This window comes from Belnapia mucosa (assembly GCF_016775475.1).
GTDB lineage: Bacteria > Pseudomonadota > Alphaproteobacteria > Acetobacterales > Acetobacteraceae > Belnapia > Belnapia mucosa.
The window spans coordinates 187,325-211,342 of record NZ_JAEUXJ010000001.1 but is presented as its reverse complement, the minus strand read 5'-3'; the positions used below and the strand labels follow the sequence as shown (position 1 = coordinate 211,342).

Sequence of the window (24,018 nt, the reverse complement as noted above, 5' to 3'; positions counted from 1 at the left end):
CATCCGACCGAGCTCAACCCGTAACGCGCACCGGCGTCAGGTCCTGGAACCAGGACCGCGCCTGGACGAAGCCCTGCACCCGCCGGCTCATCGCGCGCGGGTTCAGGTCATGCGCGACGAAGAGGAACAGCGCATCGTCCACGATCTTCGCATGCAGCTCGGAGACGAGCCGGTCCTGTGCCGCCGGGTCGAATTCCGACAGGATGCGGCCGATCAGCGCATCGTATTCCGGGCTGGAGAAGCCGCCCCAGTTGTTCCCCGCCGGTGGCGTCAGGTCGCTGCGCAGGAAGCGGATCATCGCGGTGAAGGGGTCGATCGCGGTGAAGGAGATGTTGATCCCCGTGATCCCCCGGTTCGACGGCGCCTTCCAGCCGTCGCGCCAGATGGTCAGCAGGGTGTTCCACTCGAAGACCTCGAACTCGATCTCGATGCCGACCTCCTTCAGCATCTGCTGCAGGGCCTCGTTCATCGCCATCGGCTGCATCTGGCCGGAGCCGCTGGTCGAGATGCCGATTTTTGTTCGTAGCGGCGTGCGGGGCGTCACCCCCGCTTCAGCCAGCAGCTTCTTCGCCGCCGCCGGATCGTAGCCCCATTTGAACTTGGGCACGTCGTTCCAGGTACTGCCGAGCGGCAGCAGCCCCGCACCCTCGTCCATCAGCCCGCCCAGCATCCCCTTCATCGCCGCCCGGTCGATGGCGAGGTTGGCGCCACGGCGCACCCGCACGTCGCGCCAGGGGGAGCCCTCGGCGGTCGCCAGCTGCCAGGTCCAGTTATGCGGATACTGGTTGGTGACGATGGTGAAGCCCGCCTGCTTCAGGCTCGGCACCGCATCGGCTGGCGGCGCCTCGATGAAATCGACCTGGTTGGAGCGCAGCGCGGCGACGCGGGTGTTGGGCTCCGGCAGCGGGATCAGCACCAGCTTCTCGGATTTCGGCACGCGCTTGGCGTCCCAGTAGTCTGCGTTGCGGGCGAGGACGGCACGCTCGCGGATGGAGAAGCTCTCGAGCTTCCAGGGGCCGGTACCGACCGCCTTGTTCATATAGGCGTCCCAGTTCCGCCCCGCGGCTTCCCAGGCAGCCTGATGGACGATGCCGATCCAGCTCACGCCATAGGGCACGGTGCTGTCCACGGTGCGGGTCTCGAGCGCGAAGGTGCGCTCATCCACCGCCTCCCAGCTGGCGACCGTGGGGATGCGGACGCGGCCGAAGGCGGCGGCGCGCTGGTCGAAATGCGGCGCGTCGCTCTTCAGCACGCGGTCGAAGGAGAAGACGACATCCTGTGCCGTCAGCGGCTTGCCGTCATGGAATTTCACCCCCTCGCGCAGGGTGAAGGACCAGCGCTTCGGATTGGCCGGATCGGCCTTCCAGGCGGTGGCGAGGCCGGGGACCAGCACCGCCGGCGCATCCGCCTTCGACAGATCCCAATGCACCAGCTGGTCGTAGAGGGTGACGCCCATGAAGCGGTGGCCCTCGGCGCCCTGATCCGGCACGCCATTGGTCAGCGGCACCGCCGCTGCGGTCATGCCGACGCGCAGCGTGCCGGGGGCCGCCTGCGCCATGGCGAGGTCATAGGGCAGCGCGCTGGCCGCCAGCACGGTGCTGGCACCGCGCAGCAGGCCACGGCGTCCGAGGGTCTGTTCCATGGTGTCCGTCTCCGTTATCCGGCCACGGTCTTCGGGCGGGAGGGCCGTGGCGCGCAAGCGCGATCCTGGCGCTTTGGCAGCCATCCAGACCGCCTCTGCCCATCCTTGCAGCAAGGGGACGAGAGGCTGTCCGCCGCTTGGGCATGGCGCTGCATCGAAGCTCTCGCTAGGCTTCCCGCAGAGAGCAGCCCAGGCAAGGGCCGCCGGGAAGAAGGGAGCCCGTCCATGCCGATCACCCGCCGCGCCGCGCTCGGCGCCGCCGCCGCGTTGCTGCCCGCCCCCGCGCTGCATGCGCAGGGGAGCGAGCCGATCCGCATCGGCGTGCTGACCGACCTGGCGGGCCCCTATCGCGACGTCACCGGCCCCACCTCGGTCGCCTGCGTGCGGCAGGCGGTCGAGGAATTCACCGCCAGCCGGCCCGGCTTCCGGGTCGAGGTCATCAGTGCCGACCACCAGAACAAGCCGGATATCGGCATCAACACCGTGCGGCAGTGGTTCGACCAGCGCGGCGTCGATGTGGTGACGGATGTCGGCAACAGCGCCATCGCCCTCGGCATCAACCCGGTCTGCGTCGAGAAGGACAAGATCCACCTCAACGCCTCCGCCGGCACCTCGGACCTGACGGGCAAGGGCTGCACGCCGAATTCCATCCACTGGGCCTACGACACCTATTGCCTGTCGAACACCTCGGGCACCGCGCTGACCAAGGCCGGCGGCAACCGCTGGTATTTCGTCACCGCCGACTACGCCTTCGGCCATGCGATCGAGCGCGACACCACCCGCTTCATCGAGGCGGCGGGCGGGAAGATGATCGGCGCCTCCCGCTATCCCTTCCCGCAGACGACGGATTTCTCCGCCTTCCTGCTCCAGGCGAGGGCCTCGGGCGCCAATGTCCTCGGCCTCGCCATGGCCGGCGACGACCTGATCAATTGCGTCAAGCAGGCGCAGGAATTCGGCCTGACCCGCAGCATGAAGCTGGCCGCCATCATCGGCTCCATCACCGCCGTGGTCGCCTCCGGCCTGCAGACCATGCAGGGGATGTATATCGCCGAGACCTTCTGGTGGGATCTCGACGAGCGGACGCGCGGCTTCACCCGCCGGGTGCAGCAGAAGCTGCCGGCGGGCATCTTCCCCAATTATGTCCATGCGGCCAATTACAGCGGGGTGCTGCACTACCTGAAGGCGGTGGAGGCGCTGGGCGTCGCCCGCGCCAAGGCCAGCGGGCGAGAGGTGGTGGCGCAGATGAAGCGCATGCCGACCGATGACGACGCCTTCGGCCGGGGCAGCATCCGCGAGGATGGGCGAAAGATCCATCCCTCCTACCTGCTGGAGGTCAAGAAGCCGGGGGAGAGCCGCTATCCGGGCGATGTCTACCGCCTGGCGGCGACGGTACCGGCGGAGGAGGCCTTCCGCCCGCTTTCCGAGGGCGGCTGCCCCATGATTCGGAATTGAGACAGGCTGCGGTTGCCGAGGCAACCAGAAGGCCGGCCAGGCGTTGCCCTGGCCGCTGAACCGTTACCCCGGGGGATCCGATCATGTCCGCTCGCCTTGCTGCCGCCCTGGCGCTGCTCCTGCTGCCTTGCGCCGCCTCGGCCGATCCGGCGTTGCAGGAGACGCCGCGCGGCCCGGCCCTGGTGCTGCCGAGCGATCAGCTCTTCGCCTTCGGCGAGATCGAGCTGCGCCCCGGCGCCGATGCCACGCTGGCCGAGGCGCTGGAGGTGATCCGGCAGCACTCGCCGCAGCGGGTGGCGGTGGTGGGCCATACCGATTCGGTCGGCGCCAATGCGACGAATGACGAGCTCTCGCGCCGCCGGGCGGAGACGGTGCGGCACTGGCTGGCGCGCCAGGGCGAACCGCTGCCGCCCATCGCCGCCGAAGGGCGGGGCGAGCGCGAGCCGCTGGCCCCGAACACGGTGGCCGACCGAGACAACCCCTCGGGCCGCGAGCGGAACCGCCGGGTCGAGGTGGTGCTGGTGAACTAGAGCAAACTCCGGCCAGGCAGGAGCGCCTGGTCGAGTAATTTGCTCGCTCAGACAATAAGCTAGAGCGGCTTCCGTGAGCCTGGGCGAAGGGCAGCCGCTTTAGCGCGAGGCTGTCACGCTTCGCCTATGGATGAAGCCATAGGCCGGATAGGCCGTGGCGCCATAGCCGCTGACACGCGGATACCAGACCCGCACCACTGACCAGTCATTGCCCGCCGAGACATCCAGCACCGGCTGGTCGCGCGCCACCCGGCCCTTGGCCGAGCCGGAGGCCCAATTGGCATGGTCCACCCGGATCTCCCGCGCCGAGACCAGGCCGGAGACCACCGCCACATGCCCCTGCGGCAGGCGTGAGGTGCGCATGAGCACCAGCACGCTGCCCGGCTGCGGCGCGCGGCTGCGGTCATAGCGGCCCGAAGCGGCCTCCCACCACTGCCAGGCATCGCCCTGCAAAGGGATGCCGGAGCGGCTGCGGGCATAGGGAACGCAGGACAGCTCGCCGCCCGCGCCCGGCGCCGCGGGCGATGGCGGCCGAGTCGTGCCGCAAGCCGCCAAGGCCAGCAGCACCCCCAGTAGCAGCAACCGACGCATCGCCACGCCCCGAACCCCCGATCCCCTGCCCCATCCTAGCCCAGGCGGGCGTAACCTTCAGGCGAAATTGGGGCAGCTCAATGGCTTACAGGATATTACTGTTATGCCATCTGCAAGCTCTCGATCTCGCGCGCTGAGTATGCGAAAGACGCTGCGCCAGCGGGAGGGAATCATCGCCATCCGCCGCGCCCCCGGCCGGGCGCGGGAGGTGCTGCCCGGCCCGCCCAGCCAGAGAGGGCCAGGTATGACCGATTCCAACAGGCGCATGCCGCGCCGCGCCGCCATCGCGCTGCTGATGGCCAGCGCCGTGCTCGCCGCCCAGCCTGCCAGCGCCCTGCCGCGCTGCGGCGCCGAGACCGACCAGACCGTCTTCGAGATCGAGGCGCTGAAGACCGAGCTGATGGTGGTCGCCACCACCTGCAAGCAGGAAGACCGCTACAACGCCTTCGTTCAGAAATACCAGCCGGTGCTGGCCCAGAACGGCCGTGCCTTCGGCCAGTATTTCATCCGCACCCATGGCGGCACCCGCCCCGGCCAGCGCCAGAACGACATCTACATTACCGAACTGGCCAATGTGCGCTCGAACGTTGCCCGTTCGCTCGGCAGCGACTTCTGCCTGCGCAATGGCGGCCTCTTCGATGAGGTGATGGCGCTGCAGAGCCCGAACGACCTGCCCGGCTACGCCGCCGGCAAGGACCTCCTCTCCTCCGGCGCCACCGCCTGCCAGGGCGCGCCCGCCCCGCATGCCGCGCCGGCCCGCCGCACCGCTGGAACCCATACCCGATGAACGCTCGCCTTTCCTTCGCCGGCCCGCTGACCCTGGCCGCCGGGCTCGCCCTTCTCGCCGGCTGCGCCCCGCAGCAGGCTGCCAGCCCGGCGCGTCCTGGCGCCCGCATCTATGCGAATGACCTGGCCGGCGCCGCCAAGACCTGCACCGTGCCGCAGCCCGCTGTCCTCTCGGCCGGCCAGCAGGTCGAGACGACAATGACGGTGGACAATGACGGCGGCTGGTGCGGCATCACCGTCGCGCAGTCCGGGCCGAAGCCCTTCTCTTATGGTACGGTGGCGAACCGGCCGCAGCATGGCCGCCTGCATATCCACACCGTCGGCGACAGCACCCGCGTGGACTATATCCCGAACGCCGCTTTCGGCGGCACGGACAGCTTCGCGGTCCAGCTGAAGCCGGGCGATGCGACGATGCGCGTGGCGGTCACCGTGACCTATACCGCCCCGCCCGCGCCGCCGACCCCGCCCGCTCCGCCGCCGCGGCAGAGCCGGACGCCGGCGCGCCGGAGGTAAAAGGAAAGTCTGGGGGAAGGCGCTTCCCCCAGACCCCCTTCGTTTTCCGCGAGTTAGGCCGCCTTGCGGGCGGCGGGGACGCGGCGCATGGCGCCACCGGGCACGGCGCCCGGGATCGCGGCGGCCATATCGGCGGCAGCCAGCAACTTGTCCCAAACCACGCCAGTCTCGACGCCCATGCGGCGGAACATCCAGGCGACATCCTCCATCGCCACATTGCCCGTCGCCCCCGGCGCGAAGGGACAGCCGCCGATGCCGCCCGAGGCCGCATCGAAGACCCTCACCCCCGCCTCATAGGCCGCGACCACATTGGCGACACCCATGCCGTAGGTGTCATGCCCATGATAGGCGAAGCGCTTCCCCCAGGCCGCGATGGCACGCTCGAAGATCCGCCGCACCTGGTCCGGCGCCGCATTGCCAGTCGTGTCGCAGATAGCGATCTCCATCTCCGGGTCGAGCGCCACCACCTGCTCCACCAGGTCGAGCGCCGCCTGCTCCGGCACCACCCCCTCGAAGGGGCAGTGGAAGGCGCAGGAGAGATTGAAGCGGATCGGCGTGCCCTTCGGCGCCTCGCGCACGATGGCGGCGAGATCGGCCAGGCTGTCCGCCCGGCTGCGGTTCAGGTTCGCCTTGTTGTGGCTCTCGGTCACTGACATGAACAGGCCGAGCCGGTCGGCGCCGGCCGTCATCGCCGCCTCGAAGCCACGCCGGTTCGGCACCAGCACGGTGCATTCCAGCCCCTCGAGCTGCTTGGCGAATTGCAGCACCGCCCCGGTATCGGCCATCTGCGGGATGGCCTTGGGCGAGACGAAGCTGCCCACCTCCATCCGCCGCAGCCCAGCCTCGTAGCAGGCCTTCACCAGGGCGATCTTGGTCTCGGTCGGGACGAAGGTGCCGATGGATTGCAGCCCGTCCCGTGGTGCGACCTCAGACAGCGCGACCCCGTTCATCCCCGATCCTCCTGCAGCAATTCTTCGAATACATGCCGGTTGTGCGCCCCGGCGGCCGGTCCCGTCCAGCGCACCATCTCGCGCGGGGCGACCCCGTCGAAGCGGAAGGGCGCCGCCGGATGCAGCACCCGGCCGAGCAGCGGGTCCTCCACTGGCATCACCAGTTCCCGGGCCTGGAAATGCGGATCCTCGGCGCAGTCCCGCATGTCATAGAGGCGGGAGCTGGGCACTTCCGCCCCCTCCAGCACCGCCTCGGCCTCGGCGGCCGGCAGGGTCCGGGTCCAGGCGGCGATCATGGCATCCAGTTCGGCGACATTCTCACAGCGCAGCGCATTGGTGGCGAAGCGCGGGTCGGTCGCTGCGTCCGGCCGGCCGATCGCCGCCATCAGCCGGCGGAAGATCAGGTCGGAATTGCCGGCGATGCAGAGCCATTTGCCATCGGCACAGGGATAGGTGTTGGTCGGCGCCGCGGTCTTGATCGCCGCGCCCTGCGGCTGCCGCACCCAGCCGAACAAGCCGTATTCCGGCAGCATCCCCTCCATCAGAGAGAAGACGCTGCTGACGAGGTCCACATCGATGACGCGGCCCCGCGCCTCCGGGTCGCCCTTCACCTGCCAGCAGGCGGCGACCAGTCCCATCGCCGCATACATGCCCGCCAGGTCGTCGCTGATCGAGACGCCGCAGCGCGGCGGCGGCAGCTCCGTCTGCCCAGGGTTGGCGGTGAGATGGCGGAGCCCCCCCATCGCCTCGCCGATCGCGCCGAAGGCCGGCTTGTCGCGATAGGGCCCGTCCTGGCCGTAGCCGCTGATCCGGGCGATGACGAGGCGTGGGTTCACCGCATGCAGGTCGGCCGGGCCGAGCCCATAGCGTTCGATCTGGCCGGGTCGGTAATTCTCGACCAGCGCATCCGCCCGCGCCACCAGCCGCCGCAGCTTCGCCTTGTCGTCCTCGCTCTTCAGGTTGAGCGTGACCGAGAGCTTGTTCCGGCCATGCACGCTGAACCAGACGGCATGACCCTCCACGGCCGAACCCCAGCCGCGCACCGGGTCGCCTTCCGGCGGTTCCACCTTGATGACCTCGGCGCCGAGATCGGCGAGGAGCCGGGTGGCGAAGGGCGCGGCGATGTAATGGCCGAGCTCGATGATCTTGAGCCCCGCGAGCGGCAGGCGTCCGGGCTGCGACATGCGTTCCTCCACGTCCGGCACCCTGCATAGCGACCCCGGGCGCGGCGCAAAAGTCCGCGGCGGAAAGGGTTTCTTTACGGAGGCGGTGCATTCTCCGCCTCGGGCCGGTTCCGGCCCTCTCTCCTCGCGCCGCAGCGCCTGCCCCCTACCCCCCCGTATGGCAGGCAGCCTCTCCTCCCGGCGGCGCGAAACCTCGGGGGCGGCACCCGCCAGGGTTCCGCCCCCGCTTCTTTTGCGCCACCATCCGTCGCAGCGCAGCATGAGGAGGAGGGGGCATGTCCGAAAATGCCGCAGCCCTGGCCAAGGCCGCCGGCCTGGACCGCGCCTGGCAGGACCACCGCGCCGATGTCGAGGAGGCGCTGGCCCAGGCCGCCCGCTTCCGCGATGCCTTCACCCGCCCTGCCAGCCCGGCCGCCGAGCCAATGCCGCCTTACCGTGCGCCGGGGCAGCCATGACCGCACCCCATGCCATGCCGCTGGCCGAGGCCGCGGCGCTGATCGCCGCCCGGCGCCTCTCCCCGGTCGAGCTGCTGCAATCCTGCCTCGAGCACATCGCCGCGGTGGAGCCACGGCTCAACGCCGTCATCCGCCTGGCCGAGGAAGAGGCGATGGCGCAGGCGCGCGCGGCGGAGGCGGAGATCGCCCGGGGCGGGCCGCGCTCCCCGCTGCATGGCGTGCCCGTAGGGCTGAAGGATATCATCGACCTCGCCGGCCATCCCACCACCTGCCATTCGAAACTGCAGCTCGACCGGGTGGCGGAGGCGGATGCCGCGGTGACGGCGCGGCTGCGGGCGGCGGGCGCCGTCTTCCCAGCCAAGCTCGCCACCCATGAATTCGCCATCGGCGGCCCGGCCTTCGACCTGCCCTTCCCGCCCGCCCGCAATCCCTGGAACACGGCGCATCATCCGGGCGGCTCCTCCTCCGGCTCCGGAGCCGCGGTTGCTGCGCGGATGGTGCCGGCGGCGCTCGGGACGGATACTGGCGGCTCGGTCCGGCATCCGGCCAGCCATTGCGGCCTGGTCGGGCTGAAGCCGACCTATGGCCTCGTCTCCCGCCGCGGCGTCTTCCCGCTGGCCTTCACCCTGGACCATGTCGGGCCGATGACCCGGACGGTGCGGGACAATGCCCTGCTGCTGAACGCGATCGCCGGGCATGACCCGGAAGACCCAGGCAGCGCCGCCCGCCCGGGCGAGGACTATACCCGCGACCTGCATCTCGGCCTGCGCGGTCTGCGCATCGGCTTCGTCCGGCACTTCCATGAGGTGGACCAGCCGGCGGTGCCGGAGATGGCGGCCGCGCTGGAGGCGGCGGCCGATCTGCTCGCCGCCGAGGGCGCCACGATCACCAGCGTGATCCTGCCGCCGCTCGGCGAATTCGCCGGCGTGAACCGCACCATCCTCCTGCCAGAGGCGGTGGCCATCCATGAGACCTGGCTGCGGGAGCGGCCGGGCGACTATGCCGGCCTCACCCGCCGGCGCCTGCTGCCGGGGATGTTCGTGACCGGCGCCGACTATGTCCAGGCGCAGCGCCGCCGCCGCCAGCTGGTCGCCGCGGTGGAGGCGGCCTTCGCCGAGGTCGACCTGCTGCTCTGCGCCAGTTCCATGGAGCCGGCCTGCCGGATCGACGACCCGGCGGAGGTGGACCGCACCTATTCCCGCCAGGCCCGCACGCCCTTCAACGTCACCGGCCACCCGGCCATTAGCGTCATGTGCGGGCTGAGCCGCGAGGCCGGCCTGCCGCTCGGCCTCCAGCTCGTGGCGCCGAGCTTTCGGGAAGCAACCCTCTACCGCGCCGCGGCGGGTTATGAGCGGGCAGCGCCGTGGAAGGACATGGCGCCGCCGCTTTAGTCCTCCGGCTGCACTCGGAAGCGGAAGCGCCGGACCATCCAGTCCGAGACGGGCGCCGGCAACAGGGCGAGGGCGCGGAGCCCCGCCCCCATCGGCCAGGGCAGCACCGCCCTCCCCTCGCCGCGCAGCAGCGCCCGGTGCAGCCGGGTCGCCACCGCCTCGACCGGCAGCTCGAAGGGATGGGCGCCGAGGAAGGTGGCGGACATGGCGCTGGTGAAGAAGCCGGGCGCCAGCACCGTGACGCGCAGCCCGGCCGGGCCATGCGCCGCCCGCAGCGCCTCGCCATAGGCCCAGAGCCCGGCCTTGCTGGCGGAATAGGCCGGGCTGTCCGGCAGGCCGCGGAAGCCGGCGACCGAGCCGACCAGGGCGATGGCGCCGCGCCGCCGCGCCAGCATCAGGGGCAGCAGCGGCTCCACCAGATTGACCGCGCCGAGCAGGTTGACCGCGATCTGCGCGCTCGCCACTGCATGGCCTTCGGGCGTGCCATCGGGCCGGGTGCCGCCATTGATCCCGGCATTGGCGACCGCCGCATCGATCGGCGCCTCCCCATCCCAGGCGAGGAGCTGCGCCGCGAGCGCCGGGGCATCCCGCACATCGAGCCGGGCGGTCTCCACCAGCGCGCCCTGGGCCCGGCAGGCGGCGGCGGTCTCGGCCAGCCCGGCCTCGCCGCGGGCGAGGAGGCCAAGCCTCATCCCGGGTGCGGCCAGCCGCCGGGCGATGGCCGCGCCCAGGCCGCGGGAGGCGCCGGTGACGACGGCATGGCGGATGGCGGCCCGGCCGCTGGTTAAGGCTTCGTTCACGCGGGCAGGCTATAGGGTTTGCCGGGCAAGCCTGCCATGCGAAAGATGCTTGCCGTCGCCTCGCGTTTTGCTAGAGGGGACCGGGGGTCCTGACCGTGATGACATCTGCTGCGCGACTGGCGATTCTTGGCGCCCTGCTGCTGCCGGGCTGTGCCCGGTTCGGCGGCTCGGAGGTCGCATCGACGCCCGCCGCCATGCCGGTCGCCGCGGCGCTGCCGCCCTCGGATCCCATGGTGGCCTTCGCCGCCACCGCCCGGCCGGGCGCCGAGACCATGGTCGGCGGCGCGCGGGTGCGCCTGCTGCGCGCCTATCACGCCGCCAGCGGCCGCGACTGCCGCGAACTCCTGGTCGGCTCCGGCATGGGCGAGCGGTCCCGCCTGGTCTGCGAGGCCGAGGGCCAATGGGCCGAGGCCCGGCCGCTGCTGGGCAGTGGCGGCATGCAACGGCCGTGAGCGCGACCACGCAGCGACGGGCACCGCCCGGCGGCGCCTTCGCGCGCCAGATGCGGGTGATCGGGGCGCTGACCCTGCGTGAACTCGGCACCCGCTTCGGCCGCGACAACCTTGGCTATCTCTGGCTCTTCGTCGAGCCGGCCCTGCTGGGCGGGACGATCGGCGCCGTCCACTACTTCACCGGGCACGGGCTGCCGGGCGGGCTGAACCCTTTCGAGTTCTGGGTGGGAGGCTACGTGCCGTTCTACCTGTTCCGCGGCGTGGTGAACCGTGCGCCCTCGGCGGTGCCGGCCAACCAGTCGCTGCTCTATCACCGGCACATCACCCTGCTCGACATCATGATCGCGCGGGATGTGCTGGAGGGTGCGGCGGTGCTGGGGGCGATGATCGCCTTCCTCGCCATCTTCGGCATCGTCTTCGGCGACTGGCCGGACGATCCCTTCAAGATGCTGATCGGCATGATGCTGATGCTGCTGATCGCCCATGGCGTGGCGATGCTGATCGCCACCGGCGCCGTCTATACCGAGATCTTCGACCGGGTGACGCATCTCGTCACCTATCTGACCCTGCCGATCACCGGCGCCTTCTGGATGGTGTTCTGGCTACCGTCCGAGGCGCAGCAGGCCGCGCTCTGGGTGCCGACCGTCCACCTGTTCGAGATGATCCGCGATGGGCATTTCGGCAAGGTCGTGCCGACCACCTATGACGTGAACTATGCCATCTACTGGGCCGCGGGGCTGAACCTGCTCGGCATGGCCGGGCTCCGACGCGCCCGGCTGGATCTGGTGGTCTAGGCCGTGATCCGGCTGCACGACATCCACAAATCCTACAAGACGCATCTCGGCCTGCGGCCGGTGCTGCGCGGCATCGACGCGACCTTCCGCCCTGGCGAAAAGATCGGCATCCTCGGCCGCAATGGGGCCGGCAAGACCACGCTGCTCCGCCTCATCGCCGGGGTCGAGCATCCGACCCATGGCAAGGTCGAGCGGCGGATGAGCGTCTCCTGGCCGCTCGGCTTCGCGGGGGCCATGCATTACAGCATCACCGGCGCCGACAATGCGCGCTTCATCGCCCGCATCTACGACCGCCCGGTGCAGGAGACGGTGGATTTCGTCGAGGATTTCGCCGAGCTCGGGGAATATTACCGGCTGCCGGTGCGGACCTATTCCTCGGGCATGATGATGCGGCTCGGCTTCGCCCTGTCGCTCGCGGTCGATTTCGAATGCTACCTGGTGGATGAGGTGATCGCCGTTGGCGATTCCCGTTTCGGCGAACGCTGCCGCAAGGCGCTGGCCGATCGCCAGGAGAGGAGCGCGCTGCTCCTCGTCTCCCACCAGGCCGAAACGGTGCGGGCCTTCTGCACCAGCGCCGCAGTCCTCAATGATGGTAGGCTGACCCGATATGACGATCTGGACGAAGCGATCGCCGTCTACCACGCTGCCTGACGCGGCCGGGCTGGATGCGGCGGGCTGGTCCGGCCCGGTCGCCGCGCCGGGGCTCGGGGCGCGGCTGCGCCGCTTCGCCCGGCGCCGGGCTTATGCGCTGACCGTGCTGCTGCCGACGGCCATCGCCGGCGGCTATCTCTTCGGCTACGCCGCCCCGCAATACGATTCCGAGGCACGCTTCCTGGTGCGCGGCCGCAGCGCGCCCTCGCCCAGCATGGGCGGACTAGGCGAGATGATGTCGGGCGCCGGCTTCCGCCCGGCGCAGGAGGATGCCATGGGCATCCGCGACTATCTGGAATCGCACGACGCCGTCGCGGCCCTGCGGACCCGGATGCCGCTGGTCGAGATGTTCCGCCGGCCCGAAGCCGACCCCGTCGCCCGGCTCTGGTGGGAGGAGCCGAATGCCGAGCGGCTGCTGGACTACTTCCGCCGCATGGTGAAGGTCGAATACGACACCACCAGCGGCATCACCACGCTCCGCGTCCACAGCTTCCGCGCCGACGACTCGCAGCTCATCGCCCAGAACCTGCTGGCCCTGTCGGAAGGCATGGTGAACCGACTGAATGAGCGGCTGCAGCAGGATGCGCTGCGGGTGGCGCGCGAGGAGCTGGAGCGGGCCGAGGCGCGGCTGACCGCGGCCCAGCTCGCCATGGCGGAATTCCGCCAGCGCGAGCGCGCGGTGGACCCCACCCGCTCGGCCGCCGTCGCGGTCGAGACCATCGGCAAGCTGGAAGGCGCCCTGGCCCAGGCCCGCGCCGAGCTGGCCGAGGCGCAGCGTTTTGCCCGCGCCGACAGCCCGCGCATCACCCAGCTCCGCAACCGGGTCGAGGCGCTGAACGCCCAGGCCCGCGAGGAGCGGGAACGCGTCAGCGTCGGCGAGGCCGGGCTGTCGCAACAGATCGGCGATTACGAACGCCTGAGCCTGGAGCGGGAGCTGGCCCGCGCCCAGCTCGCCTCGGCCACCGCCTCGCTCGAGAAGGCGCGGGTCGATGCCCAGCGCCAGCAGCTCTTCCTGCTCCGCGTGGTGGAGCCGAATCTCGCGGAATATGCCCGCTACCCGAAGGCGACCCTAACTGTGCTCTACCTCTTCCTCGCCCTCTCCGTGGGCTATGGCCTGGCCTGGCTGCTCGTCGCCGGGATGCGTGAACATGCGGCCTGAGCCGATGCGCGGTGCGCTCCTCGCGGCGCTGCTGCTGGCCGGGCCGGCCATGGCACAGACGCCGCTGCAGAACCTCCAGGCGCAGCAGCAGCAGCTGTTGCTGAACCAGTCGGCGGCAGGGCTCGCGGCCGGGCGCGGCGTGGTGCCGTCCGTCATGGGCGCAGGCGCGCCCGCCGTGCAGACCCTGCCCAACCTGCTGCGCTCCGACCGCGTCGTCTCCCGCCCCGGCGAGGTGACGGAATCGGAAGGCGGGCCGGTCGCCATGGGTCCGCTCGGCGACGGCCAGCGCAGCGCCGGCGCCACCGCCGTCTTCGGCGCCAGCCTCTTCACGCGGGAGGCGACTGCCGTCTCCGACGCGCCGAATCCGAATTACGTCATCACCCCGGGCGACCGGGTCTCGCTCCGCGTCTGGGGCGCGGTGGAGGCGGAGGCGATCGGCGTGGTCGATCCCTCGGGCAATCTCTTCCTGCCGAATATTGGCCCGATCCGGCTTGCCGGCACCCGCGCCGGTGACCTGCAGCGAGTGGTCGAAGGCGAGGTGCAGAAGGTCTACACCCAGCAGGTGCAGGTCTATGCCGTGCTGCTCTCCACTCAGCGCATCGGCGTCTTTGTCACCGGCTTCGTCCGCACTCCTGGTCGCTTTGGCGGCTCGGCGGCGGATAGCGTGATCGATTTCCTGGTGCGTGCCGGCGGCGTCGATCCCGGCCGTGGCTCCTACCGCGAGATCGCCATCCATCGCGGCGGCCGGACCGTCGCCAATATCGATCTCTATCGCTTCCTCCTGGAGGGCTCGCTGCCGCAGGTGCGGCTGCAGGAAGGCGATACGCTGGTCGTCGCCCGGCAGCGCGCCGTGGTCGGCGCCGACGGCGCGGTCCGCAACAACTACCTCTTCGAGGTGCCGGGCCGGGCAATGACGGGGCGGGAGCTGATCGACTATACCCGTCCCCTTCCCTCCGCCACCAATGCCATCGTCAAGGGCACGCGGGGCGGCCAGCCCTTCTCCCGCTATGCCTCACTGACGGAACTCGCCGGGCTGACGCTCGGCGACCAGGACACCGTCACCTTCATCACCGACAGCCCGGCGCGGACCGTGCGCGTCTCGGTGGAGGGCAGCCGGATCGGTCCCTCGGTGCTGGTGGCCGAGCGCGACATGCAGCTGTGCCAGCTGCTCGACCATATCGCGGTGGATCCGGTGCTGGCCGATACCCGATCGGTCTTCCTGCTGCGGCCTTCGGTCGCGCAGCAGCAGCGCCGCGCCATCGATGAGGCGCTGGACCGGTTGGAACGGCAGCTCTTCCTCGCCGTCTCGCCGACGACGGGCGTCGCCGCCATCCGCGCCTCGGAAGCCAATCTCGTCTCCTCCTATATCCAGCGGGCGCGCCGCACCCAGCCGGAGGGGCGGATCGTCGTCTCCGACCGCGACGGGCGCTGTGCCCCGGTGCGGCTGGAGGATGGCGACGTGATCGTCATCCCGGAGCGGTCGCAGACCGTGCTGGTGGCGGGCGAAGTGACGGCGCCGCGCGCCGTGGTCTGGCGGCCGGAATTGCGGCTGGCCGATTACGTCCGCAGCGCCGGCGGCTTCTCCGCCCGTGGCAATGAGGGTTCCATCATGATCCGCCGCGCCAGCGGCGAGCTGGTGCTGGAGCCGCAGGAAGGCCCGCGCCCGGGCGATGAGCTGATCGTCCTGCCGCGGCTCGACCCCAAGGCCTTCCAGATCGGCAGCGACCTGCTCGGGCTGATCTACCAGATCGCGGTCTCGACCCGGATCTTCCTCTGATCCAGGCCCTGGCGGCGGCGCTTCAGCCGCCGCCGACCATCCGCGGCAGCGCCGCCCGTTCCAGATAGTCGAGCCGGGTGGCGATATCGTCGCGGCGGCAGAGCATGAGGCTGCGGAGGCCGAGGCCGACCTGACGCGCCCCACCCTCATCCGGCAAGGTTGCGGCCTGCACGGTCTCGATCTGGACCTCGACCTCGCCCGCCTCGGCCCCGTCCAGGTCGAGGATGCAGAAGAGCCGCTCCCCAGACGTGGCCGAGACGATCTGGGCGGCGCCCATGGCTTCGCCCGCCAGCCCGGCGCGGATGCGACATTCCACCGGTTCCGGCGGCGCCACCATCTCCAGATAGAGGCGCAGCCGGCCGGAGGAAGCGCCAGGCTCGAGCGGCAGCTGCAACCGGCAGGCGCCGGGGCCGGTCCAGACGCCCCACTCCTCCAGCCGGTGCCAACCCTCGCCCTCGCGCAGCGCATCGGCGATGGCCATACGCAGGCTCGGCTCCGGTCCCGGCAGCAGGCGCAGCTCATGCACCTCACCCAGGCGGAAGGCGATCCGCTCGCGCGGGGCGGGCAGGCTGCCACTCGCCTCGCGCAGCACCGATTGCAACTGCGCCGCCAGATCGGCCCAGCGGCGCGGCCGCGGCCCGGCGGCCACCACCGCCTCTTGCGCCCGGCGGAAGCCGGCGTCGAAGATCAGCCGCTCCAGCTTCTCGACCAGGTCGGGCTCGCTTTGCGGGGTGAAATAGACCGCGCCCTCGCGCCCCGCCTCGCGCAGCGAGGAATGGTCGGGCACCAGCGGCACCTTGCCGGCCGCCAGGCTCTCGGTCACCGGAAGGCCCCAGCCCTCGTAGAAGGAATTGTAGAGGGTGAAGAGGCAGTGGCGGTACAGCGCCTCCAGCTCGATATCCGGAATGCCGTGCAACAGATGCACCCTGGCCCGCAGCGCCGGCGAATTCTGATGCAGCTGCAGCGCCGCCTCGGCCAGCCAGCCGCGCTTGCCGACGCAAATCAGGTCCGGCACCGCATCCGGCCCGTGCCGGCGCAGCAGGCTGAGCCAGGCATTGAAGGCGAGCAGGTGGTTCTTGCGGGACTCGATAGTGCCGACGAAGAGCACATAGGGCCGGCCGCCACGCAGCCGCGCCGGCAGGGCAGAGGCCGGCGATGCTGGGTCGGCCGCATCCAGCGGCAGGGTGAAGCAGGGCAGGTCGAGCCCCGGCAGGAGGCGGCGCTGCGCTCGCAGCATGTCGGCCCGGGTGCATTCGGAATTGGCCAGCACCGCATCGGCATGCAGGCAGACCGAGGCGAACCAGCGGGCAAATTCATTCACCAGCCCCGGTGCGCAATGCTCCGGCACCAGCAGCGGGATGCAGTCATGGATGAAGGGAATGTAGCGCAGCCCATGGCGGGCCTTGGCCGCCCGCACCGCCCGCAGATAATCCGGCAGCCACCAGGAGGTGCCGAGATTGACCAGGTTGCTGCCCGGCGTGAAATCCAGCGGCGGGCCGCCCCGCAGCACCTCCTGCACCGCATTCACCGCGCCGCGCCAGCGCGCCTCGGCATTCGAACTGCCCTCGCGCGACAGGGTGGCGAGGCGGAGGAAGATCTCCGGCGGCACCCGCTTCCAGACGCCCGCCTCCGGGTCGAAGCCGGCGATGGCGATGCTGCCGGATTCGGGGCCGGCCAGGGCCTCGCGGATGATGTTGAGCTGCACCCGCTGGATGCCGGTGGGGGCGCGGTTGTGGCGGAAATAGTCGAGCAGGTCGGAGACGTCGAAGACCGTGGCAGTACCGGCCGCCTGGGGCGCGGCAGGAGGCGGGGATAGGACAGGCGGCGCCACGGGCTGCGGGGCCTGGCGCGGCGCATCCTCCAGCCCGGGGTCGAGCGCCATGACCTCCTGCCGCGCGGCGGCATTGGCGGGGTCGAGGGTCAGCGCCTGGACATATTCCTCCAGCGCCTCCTCATACCGGTTCAGCAGCTTCAGCGCATGGCCGAGCTGGAGGTGGATATCGGCATCCCCAGGGTTCTGCCGGTCGGCCTCGCGATAGGCCTGCAGCGCCGCCTCGGGGTCACCGTCTTCCTTCAGGCAATGGCCATACTGGACGCGGATCGCCCAGGCCTCGGGCTGCATCCGCAGATAAGCCGCATAGGCCCGCGCCGCCTCCGCCCAGGCCCGGCGATCCCGGAGCCCATCGGCACGGGCGAGGCATTCGGCCGGCTCCTCGACGGAACCCGGCGCCCCGGACCAAGAGATCATATCCATAAGGGTCATCCCCGCCTGCGATCGGCTCCGGCAGCCTTCGCGCGCGGCGCTCGATCGGCTGGACCCTTGCCGATAAGCGTTACCGGAAGGGTAAACTTCAAGTAAATGCGAGCAGCAGCGCGATCAAGGGCGAGAGGAGGATGAGCATGGCCGTCGCCCGCAGCACCAGCACCGCGAAATCGACCAGGCCGAGCGCCGCGGCGCTGCGCAGCGGCATCGCTGCGGCGGGAGCCAGGATATCGTCAACGCTTCCGGAGGATCGCGACACGTCAGGCTCCCGAACCAATAAGGCGATCAGTCACCACGTCTTTACGCCTTAGAGAAGATATCCCGCAAAGATGAAGCGCAAGGAAACACCTACCCTGCATAACCCGCTTCAAACTTCCGTGTCCACGGAACATTGCCGTAACTCGTCTGGAAAACCTGGCTGATGGCGCCGTCCGCCCCTCGCATCTTCCTCGACGGCTATAATCTGGCGCTCGGCCAGGGCACCGGCGTCGCGACCTATGCGCGCAATCTGAGCTTCGGACTCGGCGCACTCGGCTATGAGGTCGGCGTGCTCTACGGCACCCGCGCCGCGCCCTCGATCAACCCGCTGCTGCGGGAGATCGCCTTCTTCGACGAGAGGGTTGGCGAGCCGCCCCGCTGGCTGGTCCTGCTGCGCCGGCTGCGGCGGATGATGCGCGCGCCCTGGGGCGAGCTGGCCGCGCCGGTGCCGATCACCGGCCAGGTCATCGCCACCACCTTCCGCGACCGGCTGCCGCATTTCGACGAGATCTGGAACACCCAGGACCTGTTCCAGCAGGCGCATGCGCATTTCCGCGTCTTCGGGCGGGAGCTGCGGGTGACGATCCCGGAGCGGCCGCGGCTGATGCACTGGACCTATCCCCTGCCGCTGCGCATCCCCGGGGCGCGCAATATCTACACCCTGCACGACCTGGTGCCGCTGCGCCTGCCCTACACCACCCTCGACAACAAGCGCCGCTACTTCCGGCTGAACCGCCGGCTCGGCCGCCGCGCCGCCCATATCGTGACCGTCTCCGAGGCCTCGAAGCGTGACATCGTCAGCCTGCTCGGGGTGCCGGAGGAGCGGGTGACGAACACCTACCAGGCCGTCGATATCCCGCGGAAATTCACCGATGTCCCGATGGAGACGGTGGCGGCCGAGATCCGCGGCAGCTTCGGCCTGGAGGCCGGCGGCTACTGGCTGTTCTTCGGCGCCATCGAGCCGAAGAAGAATGTCGGGCGGATGATCCAGGCCTTTCTCGCCAGCGGGGTCGAGGGACCGCTGGTGATCGTCGGCAAGAAGGCCTGGAAGTCGGAGGAGGAGCTCCGGCTGATGTTCGACGACCATATCCGCTACCTGGTGCAGGAGGGGATGACGCTCCGCACCCGGCACAAGATCATCCTGCTGGACTATGCCCCCTTCCGCCTGCTGGTGAACCTGATCCGCGGCGCCCGCGCCGTGCTCTTTCCCTCGCTCTATGAGGGGTTCGGCCTGCCAGCGCTGGAATCCATGCTGCTCGGGACGCCGGTCATTACCTCGAACACCGCATCCATGCCCGAGGTGGTGGGCGATGCGGCGCTGACGGTTGATCCCTACGACATCTCCGCCCTGGTCGGCGCGATCCAGGCGGTGGATGGGGATGCCGGTCTGCGGGGGAGGCTGGCGGAAGCCGGGCCGCGCCGGGCGGCCCTGTTCAGCCCGGACCGCTATGCGGAGCGGCTGGGCGCGCTCTATGCGCGGCTCGGCGTGCCACCGGCTGGAGCCGGGTGAAGGCAGAGCGGCGGAGCTCTCCAGGATTCGCCCTTGGGCCGAGGTGGTGCGGGAGGTTATTGGCCGCCCCGCACCTTGCGGTTGCAGAATCGCCCTTTGTGACAATCCAAACGGTCACAGAACCGGGATGGCACCCCGGCAATGGCCCGGAACATCATCCGGAGCGTTACCAGAGCGGCACGGATCACTCGCCATCGGCGCCGCATTCTCTACCCTCAAGAGAACTTGAAGCCGATGTATCCACCAAAGGATTACATCCTTGCCGGACCGGACGAATAGCGCGGGCCGTGGCCGGCAGCGACGCCCGGGATAGGCGGGACAGATGGATCAGGTGCTCATGCGGCAGGAGGGGCTTCGCATTCTGGTTGCGGAGGACGAGCCCCTTGCGGCCATGGTGATCGAGGATGCCCTGACGGAAGCCGGGCATTCCGTGCTGCTGGCGGCCGATGGCGAGGAGGCGGAGCGTCTCGCCCAATCCAACAGCTTCGATCTGCTGATCACCGATCTGGCGATGCCGCGCATGACGGGCTGGGAACTGATCCCCCGGCTGCGCGCGGAGCATCCCAACCTGCCGGTGGTGGTGATGACCGGCTTCCTGCCCCCGAATGGGCGGGAAATCCTGATGGCCGATGGCCGTGGCCCGCTCGCCCTGCTGCTGAAGCCCTTCGAGCTCCATCAGTTGATGTCGGCCATCCAGCAGGTTGCGGCGGCCGGGGCCACCCCGACCGCCATCACCGCCGCCAGCCTGGCCGCGATGCGCTGACCCGTCCGGCTACTGCGCCAGGAAGGCCCGGACCCGGTCGCCCACCGGGCCCATGCCGACGACACCGTTGAGATGGCCGAGCGGGCCCGAAAGCTCCGCCGTCTCCACCTGCTTCCCCGCCCCTCTCAGCGTCTCGATGAAATCCCGCACGCCATCGGCGAGGAAGACCCGGTCGGTCGGCGCCGAGACCACGAGCCAGCGCGCCGGGCCGCCGGCCAGCGCCGCCGTGAAGCTTGGGTATTCGTTCAGGAAGAGCTGGTTGGCGCGCACCATATAGAGGAAGGAATTGGCGTCCGAGGTGCGGGCCCGCGCCGCCGCCGCATCGTCCAGCCAGCGCTCGATGGCGAAGCGGTCGCCGATCCGGCGCGCCGGATCCTGCCCCTCCGGCACCCGCCGGTCATACTGCTTGGCCCAGAGCCGGTCGCGGGCATGCAGGGTGACGATCTTCCAGGCCTCGGCCAGGCCGCGCAGCGGCGGCTCCCGCCCCGGGCCATAGTAATTCCCCTCGGCCCAGTTGGGGTCGAGCCGGATCGGGCTTTCCCAGAGATCCAGCCAGCCCTGCATCCAGGCATCGATATCGGCGGCGATCACCGGCATCACCCGCTCGATGAAGCCGGGATAGGCGGCCGCCCATTCGATGCTCTGCAGCCCGCCATTGGACGGGCCGGCAACCAGCGCCAGGCGCTTCACCCCGAGGCTGTCGAGCAGCCGCTTCTGGCTCTCGACGAAGTCCCGCATCGAGACCACGGGGAAGGTCAGAGCATAGGGCCGGCCGGTATCGGGGTTGATGCTGGCCGGGCCGGTGGTGACGGTGGTCGCGTCCGGCACGTTGACATTCACCAGCGTATCCGCCGAGACGACGAAATACTTGTCCGTGTCGATCGGCTTGCCGGGGCCGATGATGGCGTCCCAGTAGCCGGCCGGGCCATTGGCCGAGAGACGGCCGAAGGCATGGCTGTTGCCACTGAAGAAGTGGCAGATGAGGATCGCGTTCGTCCCCTCGGCATTCAGCCGGCCCATGGTCTGGTAGCCGATGCGGAGATTGGCGATCGTCGCGCCGCCGCGGGTCTGATAGGCGCCGCCCTCGAAGACGCGTTTCTCCAGCACTTCCTGCGCCGGCGCCGCGCCGGACGCCGCCAAACCGCAGGCGAGCACCAGGCCCGCCAAGGCACGCCGCATCATCCCTTCCCCCCGTGATTCCGGTCCGGTCATGGTGGCCGTGCCGGCAGGGCGGAGCAAGCCTGCACGCACCTCCGAATTGCACCGGGGATAATGTTGCGCCACCACCGCCGGACGCATAGCCTTTCCTCGTCAGCGGCGCACGAACCGCTGCGACAGCACGAAGGGGGGCTACTGTCTTGATGACCGTGAGTTTGTTGCTCGTGATCGCCTTGGGGGCGCTGTCCATTGCCTATGGCGTGGTGACGGCCCGGCAGGTGATGGCGTTGGATGCGGGGTCGGCCCGCATGCAGGAGATCGCCCAGGCGATCCAGGAGGGCGCCCAGGCCTATCTGAAGCGTCAGTACATGACCATCGGCATCGTCGGCATCGTGCTGTTCGTGCTGCTCGTCCTCTGGCTCGGCATCGGGGTCGGGGTCGGGTTCCTGATCGGTGCCCTGCTCTCCGGCCTCGCCGGCTTCATCGGCATGAATGTGTCGGTGCGGGCCAATGTGCGCACCGCCCAGGCCTCGACCACCTCGCTCGCCGCCGGATTGGACGTCGCCTTCAAGTCGGGCGCCATCACCGGGATGCTGGTCGCCGGTCTCGCCCTGCTCGGCGTCGCCATCTACTTCTTCATCCTGGTCGTGCTCGGCGGCCATGCGCCGAACAGCCGGCCGGTGATCGACGCGCTGGTCGCGCTCGGCTTCGGCGCCTCGCTGATCTCCATCTTCGCCCGGCTCGGGGGTGGCATCTTCACCAAGGGCGCCGATGTGGGCGGCGACATGGTGGGCAAGGTCGAAGCCGGCATCCCTGAGGATGACCCCCGCAATCCCGCCACCATCGCGGACAATGTCGGTGACAATGTGGGCGACTGCGCCGGCATGGCGGCCGACCTGTTCGAAACCTATGCAGTGACCATGGTCGCCACGATGGTGCTGGCGGCGATCGCCTTCCCGGCCGACATGCTGGCCCGTGCCATGCTGTACCCGCTGGCGATCGGCGCGGTCTGCGTCGTCACCTCCATCGCCGGCACCTATTTCGTCAAGCTGCCGGCCAACAACTCCATCATGGGGGCGATGTACCGGGGCTTCATCGTCACCGGCCTGCTTTCCCTCGTGGTGCTGCTGCCACTGACCTACCTGGTCTTCGGCGGCGGCACGCTGAGCGCGGGCGGGGCGACTTTCAGCGCCTTCTCGCTCTTCCTCTGCGGGCTGGTCGGGCTGGCCGTGACCGGCCTCATCATCGTCGTCACCGAATACTATACCGGCACCGACTACCGCCCGGTGAAGGCCATCGCCGAGAGCTCGGTGACCGGCCACGGCACCAATGTCATCCGCGGCATCGCCGTCAGCATGGAGAGCACGGCGATCCCGGCGCTCATCATCATTGCCGGCGTGCTGTTCAGCTACAACCTGGCCGGGCTCTACGGCATCGCCATCGCGGTCACCACCATGCTGGCGCTGGCGGGCATGGTCGTCGCACTCGATGCCTTCGGGCCGGTGACGGACAATGCCGGCGGCATCGCCGAGATGGCTGGCCTGCCGAAGGAGATCCGGGTCACCACCGATGCGCTGGATGCGGTGGGCAACACGACCAAGGCGGTGACCAAGGGCTATGCGATCGGCTCGGCGGGCCTCGGCGCGCTGGTGCTCTTCGCGGCCTATACCCAGGACCTGACCTTCTTCGCTGCCAATGCTGCGGCCTATCCCTACTTCCAAGGGGTTGGGGCGCTGACCTTCAGCCTTTCCTCACCCTATGTCGTGGTCGGGCTGCTCTTCGGCGGTGCCCTGCCCTTCCTTTTCGGCGGCATGGCGATGACGGCCGTGGGCCGCGCCGCGATGGCGGTGGTGGAGGAGGTGCGGAGCCAGTTCCGCCAGAAGCCGGGCATCATGCAGGGCACCGACCGGCCTGATTACGGCCGCGCGGTCGATATCCTCACCAAGGCGGCGATCAAGGAGATGATCATCCCCTCGCTGCTGCCGGTGCTGTCGCCGCTGGTCTGCTATTTCGGCATCAGCGCCATCGCCGGGAAGGCAGCGGGCTTCGAGGCGCTGGGGGCCATGCTGCTCGGCGTCATCGTCACCGGCTTCTTCGTCGCCGTCTCGATGACGACGGGCGGCGGCGCCTGGGACAATGCCAAGAAATACATCGAGGAAGGGCATTACGGCGGCAAGGGCTCGGATGCCCACAAGGCCGCGGTGACGGGCGATACGGTCGGCGACCCCTACAAGGATACGGCGGGGCCGGCGGTCAACCCGATGATCAAGATCACCAATATCGTGGCGCTGCTGCTGCTGGCGATCCTGGCGCATAGCTGAGCCAGGGCGGCAGCCCAAACGGGACGGGGCCGGCGGATCACTCCGCCGGCCCCGTTCGCGTCAGGAATAGGTCTGCAGGCTCAGGAGTAGGTCCGGAGCCGACTTTCCAGCACCACGCGCTCATGCCCGTCCTGCTGGTGCTTCACCCGGTATTCGCGGTCATTCGCCGGTCCGGGGAGCTGCCGCACCACCGTATAGGCGCCGGGCGGGATATGCCCATCATAGCGGCCGGCGATGATCTCGACCTGCTGGCCGGTAATATAGAGATGCGCCGCCACCATCCTGGCCTCCTATCGATGTAAAACGAAAGAGGCGGACCGAAGCCCGCCTCCATCATTCAATCGCTCAGTCCAGCTTCAGGTTGCAGGCCGAAAGCTTGCCCTGCTGGCCGCGCTGCACATCGAAGCTGAGGCGCTGGCCGTCCTGGAGGCCCTGGAGGCCGGAGCGCTGGACATCGGAGATGTGGACGAAAACGTCAGCGGTGCCGTCCTCGGGCTGGATGAAGCCATAGCCCTTGGTCGCGTTGAACCACTTCACGGTGCCGGTAGACATGTGGGAAGTCCCTATCATGCTCGGTGTTCCGCCCCGCGCCATCGCAGGACGGGCCAATCTGCCTTC

24 protein-coding genes are annotated in these 24,018 nt (G+C 69.6%); 14 read left to right on the top strand and 10 right to left on the bottom strand.

The genetic code is table 11. The annotated features are described in order from the left end of the window. Nucleotides 1-13: 13 nt before the first annotated feature. The gene (locus JMJ55_RS01000; protein ID WP_202823621.1) at nt 14-1,642 is read right to left on the bottom strand and encodes an ABC transporter substrate-binding protein; all 1,629 of its coding nucleotides are present in this window, start codon (nt 1,640-1,642) and stop codon (nt 14-16) included. Between the two features lie 225 nt (nt 1,643-1,867). Between JMJ55_RS01000 and JMJ55_RS00995 the strand changes: the two genes are divergently transcribed. Beyond that, the gene (locus tag JMJ55_RS00995) at nt 1,868-3,094 is read left to right on the top strand and encodes an ABC transporter substrate-binding protein (protein ID WP_202823620.1); all 1,227 of its coding nucleotides are present in this window, start codon (nt 1,868-1,870) and stop codon (nt 3,092-3,094) included. Between the two features lie 83 nt (nt 3,095-3,177). Continuing rightward, complete coding sequence (locus JMJ55_RS00990; protein ID WP_202823619.1) at nt 3,178-3,624, top strand: OmpA family protein; 447 nt, start codon at nt 3,178-3,180, stop codon at nt 3,622-3,624. A 99-nt stretch (nt 3,625-3,723) separates the two neighbouring features. On the opposite strand, the gene JMJ55_RS00985 is transcribed toward JMJ55_RS00990, so the two are convergent. Further along, nucleotides 3,724-4,215 carry a CHAP domain-containing protein gene (locus JMJ55_RS00985; RefSeq protein ID WP_202824308.1) on the bottom strand — a complete coding sequence of 164 codons (492 nt, stop codon included), beginning with the start codon at nt 4,213-4,215 and terminating at the stop codon, nt 3,724-3,726. A gap of 139 nt (nt 4,216-4,354) precedes the next feature. Between JMJ55_RS00985 and JMJ55_RS00980 the strand changes: the two genes are divergently transcribed. Together JMJ55_RS00980 and JMJ55_RS00975 are read left to right on the top strand one after the other, a co-directional pair. Beyond that, nucleotides 4,355-5,002 carry a hypothetical protein gene (locus JMJ55_RS00980; protein WP_202823618.1) on the top strand — a complete coding sequence of 216 codons (648 nt, stop codon included), beginning with the start codon at nt 4,355-4,357 and terminating at the stop codon, nt 5,000-5,002. Next, nucleotides 4,999-5,514 (top strand): hypothetical protein, encoded by a 516-nt coding sequence (locus tag JMJ55_RS00975; RefSeq protein WP_202823617.1) that lies wholly within the window; start codon nt 4,999-5,001, stop codon nt 5,512-5,514. Before JMJ55_RS00980 ends, JMJ55_RS00975 begins: the two co-directional genes overlap by 4 nt. Nucleotides 5,515-5,567: 53 nt before the next feature. Here JMJ55_RS00975 and JMJ55_RS00970 read toward each other — a convergent pair whose 3' ends face one another. Then, on the bottom strand, nt 5,568-6,464 hold the full coding sequence (locus tag JMJ55_RS00970) for a hydroxymethylglutaryl-CoA lyase (protein WP_202823616.1): 897 nt from the start codon (nt 6,462-6,464) through the stop codon (nt 5,568-5,570). After that, nucleotides 6,461-7,648 (bottom strand): CaiB/BaiF CoA transferase family protein, encoded by a 1,188-nt coding sequence (locus JMJ55_RS00965; RefSeq protein WP_202823615.1) that lies wholly within the window; start codon nt 7,646-7,648, stop codon nt 6,461-6,463. The genes JMJ55_RS00970 and JMJ55_RS00965 overlap by 4 nt, the downstream gene beginning before the upstream one ends. A gap of 275 nt (nt 7,649-7,923) precedes the next feature. Here JMJ55_RS00965 and JMJ55_RS00960 point away from each other — a divergent pair, with 275 nt between their 5' ends. Further along, on the top strand, nt 7,924-8,103 hold the full coding sequence (locus JMJ55_RS00960) for a hypothetical protein (protein ID WP_202823614.1): 180 nt from the start codon (nt 7,924-7,926) through the stop codon (nt 8,101-8,103). Further along, nucleotides 8,100-9,494 (top strand): amidase, encoded by a 1,395-nt coding sequence (locus JMJ55_RS00955; RefSeq protein ID WP_202823613.1) that lies wholly within the window; start codon nt 8,100-8,102, stop codon nt 9,492-9,494. The genes JMJ55_RS00960 and JMJ55_RS00955 overlap by 4 nt, the downstream gene beginning before the upstream one ends. On the opposite strand, the gene JMJ55_RS00950 is transcribed toward JMJ55_RS00955, so the two are convergent. Continuing rightward, a complete protein-coding gene (locus JMJ55_RS00950) occupies nt 9,491-10,294 on the bottom strand; it encodes an SDR family NAD(P)-dependent oxidoreductase (protein WP_328702551.1) in 804 nt (267 codons plus the stop codon). The two genes, JMJ55_RS00955 and JMJ55_RS00950, sit on opposite strands and share 4 nt — an antisense overlap. A 98-nt stretch (nt 10,295-10,392) precedes the next feature. Between JMJ55_RS00950 and JMJ55_RS00945 the strand changes: the two genes are divergently transcribed. The 5 genes from JMJ55_RS00945 to JMJ55_RS00925 are packed head-to-tail and all read left to right on the top strand — an operon-like array spanning nt 10,393 to nt 15,127. After that, nucleotides 10,393-10,746: a hypothetical protein gene (locus JMJ55_RS00945; RefSeq protein ID WP_202823612.1), complete on the top strand. Its 354-nt coding sequence runs from the start codon at nt 10,393-10,395 to the stop codon at nt 10,744-10,746. Further along, entirely contained in the window at nt 10,743-11,540 is a 798-nt protein-coding gene (locus tag JMJ55_RS00940; protein WP_202823611.1) for an ABC transporter permease, read from the top strand. The genes JMJ55_RS00945 and JMJ55_RS00940 overlap by 4 nt, the downstream gene beginning before the upstream one ends. A 3-nt stretch (nt 11,541-11,543) precedes the next feature. Further along, on the top strand, nt 11,544-12,191 hold the full coding sequence (locus JMJ55_RS00935) for an ABC transporter ATP-binding protein (protein ID WP_202823610.1): 648 nt from the start codon (nt 11,544-11,546) through the stop codon (nt 12,189-12,191). Beyond that, a complete protein-coding gene (locus JMJ55_RS00930) occupies nt 12,148-13,350 on the top strand; it encodes a capsule biosynthesis protein (RefSeq protein ID WP_236033308.1) in 1,203 nt (400 codons plus the stop codon). Before JMJ55_RS00935 ends, JMJ55_RS00930 begins: the two co-directional genes overlap by 44 nt. Continuing rightward, nucleotides 13,340-15,127: a polysaccharide biosynthesis/export family protein gene (locus JMJ55_RS00925; protein ID WP_236033307.1), complete on the top strand. Its 1,788-nt coding sequence runs from the start codon at nt 13,340-13,342 to the stop codon at nt 15,125-15,127. Before JMJ55_RS00930 ends, JMJ55_RS00925 begins: the two co-directional genes overlap by 11 nt. A gap of 22 nt (nt 15,128-15,149) precedes the next feature. Here the strand turns inward: JMJ55_RS00925 and JMJ55_RS00920 are convergent, their stop codons facing one another. Then, the gene (locus JMJ55_RS00920; protein WP_202823609.1) at nt 15,150-17,381 is read right to left on the bottom strand and encodes a glycosyltransferase family 4 protein; all 2,232 of its coding nucleotides are present in this window, start codon (nt 17,379-17,381) and stop codon (nt 15,150-15,152) included. 97 nt (nt 17,382-17,478) lie between these two features. Then, complete coding sequence (locus JMJ55_RS00915; RefSeq protein ID WP_202823608.1) at nt 17,479-17,649, bottom strand: hypothetical protein; 171 nt, start codon at nt 17,647-17,649, stop codon at nt 17,479-17,481. A 162-nt stretch (nt 17,650-17,811) separates the two neighbouring features. Here JMJ55_RS00915 and JMJ55_RS00910 point away from each other — a divergent pair, with 162 nt between their 5' ends. Beyond that, entirely contained in the window at nt 17,812-19,158 is a 1,347-nt protein-coding gene (locus JMJ55_RS00910; RefSeq protein WP_202823607.1) for a glycosyltransferase family 4 protein, read from the top strand. A 322-nt stretch (nt 19,159-19,480) separates the two neighbouring features. After that, nucleotides 19,481-19,921: a response regulator gene (locus tag JMJ55_RS00905; RefSeq protein ID WP_202823606.1), complete on the top strand. Its 441-nt coding sequence runs from the start codon at nt 19,481-19,483 to the stop codon at nt 19,919-19,921. Between the two features lie 9 nt (nt 19,922-19,930). Here the strand turns inward: JMJ55_RS00905 and JMJ55_RS00900 are convergent, their stop codons facing one another. Further along, entirely contained in the window at nt 19,931-21,103 is a 1,173-nt protein-coding gene (locus JMJ55_RS00900; RefSeq protein WP_236033306.1) for an E22 family MetX-like putative esterase, read from the bottom strand. Between the two features lie 179 nt (nt 21,104-21,282). On the opposite strand from JMJ55_RS00900, the gene JMJ55_RS00895 reads away from it, so the two are divergent. After that, entirely contained in the window at nt 21,283-23,400 is a 2,118-nt protein-coding gene (locus tag JMJ55_RS00895) for a sodium-translocating pyrophosphatase (RefSeq protein WP_202823605.1), read from the top strand. An 80-nt stretch (nt 23,401-23,480) separates the two neighbouring features. Here the strand turns inward: JMJ55_RS00895 and JMJ55_RS00890 are convergent, their stop codons facing one another. Beyond that, complete coding sequence (locus JMJ55_RS00890) at nt 23,481-23,681, bottom strand: hypothetical protein (RefSeq protein ID WP_202823604.1); 201 nt, start codon at nt 23,679-23,681, stop codon at nt 23,481-23,483. Nucleotides 23,682-23,745: 64 nt separating this feature from the next. Next, nucleotides 23,746-23,952, bottom strand: coding sequence for a cold-shock protein (locus JMJ55_RS00885; RefSeq protein WP_043337870.1), 207 nt, complete (start codon nt 23,950-23,952; stop codon nt 23,746-23,748). Nucleotides 23,953-24,018: the final 66 nt, after the last annotated feature.